The 4,550-nt window shown below is 74.0% G+C and carries 5 protein-coding genes; 2 read left to right on the forward strand and 3 right to left on the reverse strand.

The genetic code is table 11. The annotated features are described in order from the left end of the window. Window positions 1-639: 639 nt before the first annotated feature. Both G3I40_RS04640 and G3I40_RS04645 read left to right on the forward strand, forming a co-directional pair. Window positions 640-1,167, forward strand: a complete 528-nt coding sequence (locus tag G3I40_RS04640) for a hypothetical protein (RefSeq protein ID WP_164300871.1) — start codon at window positions 640-642, stop codon at window positions 1,165-1,167. Between the two features lie 158 nt (window positions 1,168-1,325). Then, window positions 1,326-1,952, forward strand: coding sequence for a class F sortase (locus tag G3I40_RS04645; RefSeq protein WP_164300872.1), 627 nt, complete (start codon window positions 1,326-1,328; stop codon window positions 1,950-1,952). 20 nt (window positions 1,953-1,972) lie between these two features. On the opposite strand, the gene G3I40_RS04650 is transcribed toward G3I40_RS04645, so the two are convergent. From G3I40_RS04650 to G3I40_RS04660, 3 genes are all read right to left on the reverse strand, one after another. Next, a complete protein-coding gene (locus tag G3I40_RS04650; RefSeq protein WP_164300873.1) occupies window positions 1,973-2,758 on the reverse strand; it encodes a TSUP family transporter in 786 nt (261 codons plus the stop codon). Window positions 2,759-2,768: 10 nt separating this feature from the next. Next, window positions 2,769-3,005, reverse strand: coding sequence for a hypothetical protein (locus tag G3I40_RS04655; protein WP_164300874.1), 237 nt, complete (start codon window positions 3,003-3,005; stop codon window positions 2,769-2,771). Between the two features lie 296 nt (window positions 3,006-3,301). Next, on the reverse strand, window positions 3,302-4,550 hold a 1,249-nt coding region (locus G3I40_RS04660; protein ID WP_343244826.1), incomplete at its 5' end, for a ferric reductase-like transmembrane domain-containing protein.

The following is a 4,550-nucleotide window of genomic DNA, read 5'->3' on the forward strand; positions in this document are numbered from 1 at the left end:
GTGCAGCGGTGCAGCGGTGCAGCGGTGCAGCGGTGCAGCGGTGCAGCGGTGCAGCGGTGCAGCGGTGCAGCGGTGCAGCGGTGCAGCGGTGCAGCGGTGCAGCGGTGCAGCGGTGCAGCGGTGCAGCGGTGCAGCGGTGCAGCGGTGCAGCGGTGCAGCGGTGCAGCGGTGCAGCGGTGCAGCGGTGCAGCGGTGCAGCGGTGCAGCGGTGCAGCGGTGCAGCGGTGCAGCGGTGCAGCGGAAACCGCGGGCGAGTGTGCCCGCGGTCTCTCGGGGTGCCGAGTGCGCCCGCGCCGCTCGGGGCGCTGAGCGGCACCGCGGTGCAGCCGAACCGCCGGGCTGCCGGGCTGCCGAGCTGCCGAGCTGCTGGGCTGGGCCGTTCTGCCCCGTGCCCCCCGGGCGGCTAAGTGCCGTTGCGCGCCCGACATCTGAAGGAGCGTTCACCCGGTCGCACGGTGAGGGCGTCCTTCGGGTTGTTTTTCTTGGACACGCCGGTGACCTGCTGGAATGTTGCCGTCGAGGCGTCAGGAGGGGTGGCACGACTGGGTTTCTGACGCTGCATCAGCAGGCGTGGCGCGGCGACTGGCACTTACCTCGTGCTTGCAGGGCGCGTCCGACGCCCGCGAAGGAGCAAGCACGATGCGCACAGGCCGACCCCTGACCGTCGCCGCGTTCGCCGTCGCGGCCGCCGGAATCGCCGTGTCGCCCGTCGCCGCGGCGCAGGGCGGCCTGGAGGTGTACCCCGCGACGGCCGTCCCCGGTGCGACGGTCACCGTCTCCACCACCGCCTGCGGTGCGCAGGGCACGGCCGCGGTCGACGCGGGCGCGGTCGGGGCGGGGACCTTCACCCTCGCTCCGGATGCTCCGGACCCGGACGCGGCGAACGCCTCTGGCCGGTTCGAAGTCCCGCCCTCCGCGCAACCGGGAACGTACGAGATCGTCGCCCGCTGCTCCGGCGGCACCGAGGTGACCGGCGACCTGATCGTGTCGCTCGCACCGGCCGGCGCCCCGGGGGCGCAGATGCCGCGCGGGCATGTGAAGACGGGGGTCGGCGGCGCGCTCGGGCCCGACCCCGTACAGACCGCGGCGGGAGTGGCGGCCCTGGCCGTCGCCGCCGCGGGCGGTACCTGGCTCCTCCATCGCCGGGCGAGAGGCGATGGAATCTGAGGATCCTCGGATCCGAGGAAGGAAAGGACGGGGTCCGGGCTCCCTCCGCAGTCCGCGGGCCCGTCCGTCCACCGGTACCGCCAGCCCCCTCCCCTCCGGCCGCACCCCCTCGCGGACGGAGGGGAAGGGCCCTGCGGGAGTGGGATTCTGGAGGCCTCATGCGCGTACGCAACCGCGCCAACGCCGTCATAGGCGCCGTCACCGTGCTCGCCCTGAGCGCGGGCGCCTGGCTCCTGGGCAGTGGTTCCGAGGGGCATCCGCCCCCGCAGCCGTCGGCCGCGCAGGCCCGCGCGGGCACCGACCGCAGCCTGCCGGGCGCGGCCCCCATGTCCCCGTCCCCGCCCGACCGGATCCGCATCCCGTCGCTGCGCGTCGACGCACCGCTGATGGGGCTCGGCCTGAACCGCGGAGGCAGCCTCGACGTGCCGCCGCCCGAGAAGAAGAACCTCGCCGGCTGGTACGAGGCCGGGACCAGGCCCGGCGAGCGGGGCACGGCGGTGGTCGCGGGCCACGTCGACAACGCGGTCGGCCCCGCCGTCTTCTACGACCTGGGTGCCCTGACGCGCGGCCGCACCATCGAGATCGACCGGCGGGACGGTTCGGTGGCGGTGTTCACGGTCGACGCCGTCGAGGTGTACGCGGCCAAGGACTTCCCCGACGAGAAGGTGTACGGCGCGGCGCCGCGGCCGGAGCTGCGGGTGATCACCTGTGGGGGCCCGTACTCACGGCGGACGGGGTACCAGGGGAACGTGGTGGTGTTCGCCCATCTGACGGGGAGTCGCTAAGACCCTTCAGGCGGCTCGGCTCAGGCGACCCACTGCTCGTACGCCATCTTCAGCACCAGTGCGCAGACCACCGTCAGCAGCACGATCCGCACGAATCCGGCGCCCCGCTTCAACGCGGTGTGGGCGCCCACCATCCCGCCGGCCAGGTTGAAGACGGCCATCAGGGCGGCCAGTTGCCAGTAGACGGTGCCCTTCCACGCGAACATCGCCAGCGCGCCCGCGTTGGTGCAGCAGTTGACGATCTTCGCGGTGGCGGAGGCCGTGACCAGGTCGAGGTGGAGGAGCGCGGTCAGGGCGAGGACGAGGAACGTACCCGTGCCGGGGCCGATCAGGCCGTCGTAGAAGCCGATGCCGAGCCCGGCCAGGCCGATCGCGGCGAGGACCCGCCGGGGCGAGGCCGGGGTCGCGGACGGCGCCGTGCCGAACGCCGGGCGGAAGATCACGAAGGCGCCGACGCCGACCAGGACCACCATGACGATCGGCTTGAGGACCTCCGTGCTCAGGCCGGCCGCGAGCAGCGCGCCGCCGGTCGAGCCGATCAGCGCGGCGATCCCGATCCGGACCGCGAGGCGTACGTCGACGGGGGCCTTGCGGGCGAAGGTGACGGCGGCGCCGGTGGTGCCGACGATGGCGACGGCCTTGTTGGTGCCGAGTGCGTACGGTCCCGCGCCCGCGGAGTTCGGGAGGCCGAGCAGCAGCGCGGGGAGCAGCAGGAGGCCACCGCCGCCCACCACCGCGTCGACCCAGCCCGCCGCGAGCGCGGCGACACAGAGGACCACGACGGTGGCCAGGGATATGTCAGGCATGATCGCGACCCTATGGACGCGATGCGTGCGCCGTCCACGAATGCGTGGAGAGTTGAGCGTCATCTGAGCTTGCCGTCCCGGCATGCGGGACGGCCCGGTCGGGAGAGGGCGGCGCGGCCGGGTCGACGGTCAGGGCGAGGGCGGCCGCGACCACCGCGCTCGCCGAGGCGAGACCGGCCGTCAGCCTGCGGCGGGCCTGGATCGTGGGGGCGTACGCGGTGCGGGCGGGTCTGCTGTGGCGGCCCATCGGGAGTCTTCTCCGGGTTCGGTCAGTATGTGCGCGGTCGGCTCGGGTGCAGTCGGCTGTTGTTGCGGTGAGTACGTGCGCCAATCCGTGTGCGGTCAGCTCGGGCGCGGTCAGTACGTGTGGGGTCAGCTCGGGTGCAGTCAGTACGTGTGCGGTCAGTACGTGCGCCAGTCCGTGTGCGGTCAGTAAGTGGGCAGTCAGTACGTGCGTCAGTAAGTGGGCAACCGCTACGCGCGCCAGTACGCGTGCGGTCAGTGCGCGCGCAGTCCGTACGCGCGCAGTCAGTGCGCGCGCAGTCAGTACGTGAAGGACTCGGCGTGGATGCGGGCCTCGGGGACGCCCGCGCGGACGAGGGCGGTCGTCGCGGCGGTCGTCATGCCGGGCGGGCCGCACAGGTAGACGTCGTGGTCGGCGAGATCGGGCACGAGGTTGCGCAGCGCCTGCGGGGCGAGCGGGTCGAAGGCCGCGTCGGAGGGGCCGAGCAGGTAGTGCAGGGCCGCCTGCCGCGTATGGGCGATGTCCTCCAACTCGGCGCGCAGGACGAGCTGTTCGGCGTTGTTCGCGCGGTAGAGGAGGGTGAGGTCGCCCGGGTCGCCGGGCAGCGTCTCGAACAGGGCGCGCAGCGGCGTGATGCCCACTCCCCCGGCGAGCAGCAGCACCTTGCGGCGGGTGCGCCGGTGGGCGGTGAGCGCGCCGAACGGGCCGGTGGCGACGACCCGGGCGCCGGGGCGCAGCCTGCGGATCCGCCGCGTGTGGTCGCCGACGGCCTTCACCGTGATGCGGACGTGGTCGCCGTCGACCGGCGCGGACAGGGAGAACGGGAGTGCGGTGTGCCAGAGCGCGCCGGTCAGGAACCGCCAGCGGAAGAACTGGCCGGGCTCGGCGTGCAGGTGGGCCAGGTCGCGGCCGCGCATCAGCACCGACACCACGCCCCGGGCCTCGCCGCGCACCTCGACGACCCGCAGGCCGTGCCGGAGCGCCTGGCGCAGCGGGACCACGAGCCGGTACCAGACGAGGAGCACGGCGACGGTGGCGTGCAGCAGGCACCACAGGCCGAGGCTGACGGGGCTGTACGCGATGTCGGGCCCGGCCAGTTGGTGCGCGAAGGCCAGCGCCGCGGCGACGTACGTGAGCAGGTGCAGGCCGCGCCAGGTGCCGTGGCCGACGCGGCGGCGCACGGCGCGGGCGCTGCTCACCCCCACCGTGACGAGCAGCAGGGTGCCGGCGGTCGCGGCGGCGAGCCCCGGGTAGCCGAGCAGGTCGGTGACCGTCGTGACGAGGTCGGCGCCGGAGTGGGCGGCGTACGCGCACAGGGCGAGGGCGATGTGGGCCGCACACAGGGTGAGGACGTGGCGGCCGCCCCGTGCGTGGTGCCGGGCGAGCCGGTCGGCGCCGACCCCGTGCTCGATCGCGGGCACCCGGGCCATCAGGAAGAGCATGACCAGGATTCCGTACCCGGCGAGCAGCCCCGACAGATGGGCGCCGGACGCGAACAGCACGTCGAGCCGGGGTGACGGGCGGGCCTGCACGGCCCACAGCACGGTC

It is taken from the genome of Streptomyces sp. SID14478 (genome assembly GCF_010548525.1).
Classification (GTDB): domain Bacteria; phylum Actinomycetota; class Actinomycetes; order Streptomycetales; family Streptomycetaceae; genus Streptomyces.

Coding starts and splice junctions, on each gene's coding strand:
- G3I40_RS04640 (WP_164300871.1), top strand. CDS start 640: ATGCGCACAGGCCGACCCCTGACCGTCGCCGCGTTCGCCGTCGCGGCC.
- G3I40_RS04650 (WP_164300873.1), bottom strand. CDS start 2,758: ATGCCTGACATATCCCTGGCCACCGTCGTGGTCCTCTGTGTCGCCGCG.
- G3I40_RS04645 (WP_164300872.1), top strand. CDS start 1,326: ATGCGCGTACGCAACCGCGCCAACGCCGTCATAGGCGCCGTCACCGTG.
- G3I40_RS04655 (WP_164300874.1), bottom strand. CDS start 3,005: ATGGGCCGCCACAGCAGACCCGCCCGCACCGCGTACGCCCCCACGATC.